1 protein-coding gene is annotated in these 788 nt (G+C 75.9%); it reads right to left on the bottom strand.

The genetic code is table 11. The features are described from left to right. Positions 1 to 788, bottom strand: a 788-nt coding sequence (locus tag C7C45_RS07635) for a histidine kinase dimerization/phospho-acceptor domain-containing protein (RefSeq protein ID WP_244200282.1), incomplete at both ends; no start/stop codon positions are given.

The following is a 788-nucleotide window of genomic DNA, read 5'->3' as shown; positions in this document are numbered from 1 at the left end:
ACCTCGGCCAGCAGCGCGCCCAGCTCCACCGGGCCGGTCCCCCGGGCCGGCGGAGCCTCGTCCAGGCGGGCCAGCAGCAGAAGATCGTCGACCAACCGGCTCAGCCGGTCGGTGTCGGCGAGCAGGTTCGCGGTCACCGCGGTCCAGTCCGTCCGGTCGGCGAGGCGCTGGGCCACCTCCAGCTCGGTGCGGATGTTGGTCAACGGGCTGCGCAGCTCGTGTGCGGCGTCGGAGACGAACGCCCGCTGACGGACCCGGCCGGATTCCAGCCGGTCCAGCATGCCGTTGAGGGTGACCGCCAAGCGGTGGATCTCGTCGCCCGACGCGGGCACCGGCAGCCGGCCGGGGCCGGCCCGCCCGGTGATCTCCTCGGCGCCCCGCCGTAACGCCTCGACCGGCCGCAGAGTGGCGCCCACCACCCGCCACGCCACCGCGGCCAGCACCGCCACCAGCAGTGGAAACGCCACCAGCAGGATGGTCCGGACCACGTGGGTGCTGTGCCGCACGTCGGCCAGCGACCGGGCGACCAGCACGGTGAGCGGGTCCGCCGCGGTGCCGGCGGGCACGGTGACCACCCGGACCGGGCCGGCGAGCCCGACCCGCTCCGCCGGCACCTCCAGTCGCTGCCGACGGTCGCGGTCCAGCCGCTCCGGGCGGACCATCGGCACCAACCGATCGGCGTCGATCGAGGCGGCCCTGATCCGCCCCTGCGCATCGACGACCTGGACGCGGACCTGCCCACCGGCCACCGGCAGCGGGTCGGGCAACGCGTCCTCGGCGGCGAGCAG

The sequence above is a fragment of the Micromonospora arborensis genome, assembly GCF_003205615.1.
GTDB classification, from domain to species: Bacteria; Actinomycetota; Actinomycetes; order Mycobacteriales; family Micromonosporaceae; genus Micromonospora; species Micromonospora arborensis.
The sequence above is the reverse complement of the archived record's forward strand: the minus strand, read 5'-3'. Positions and strand labels throughout refer to the sequence as shown.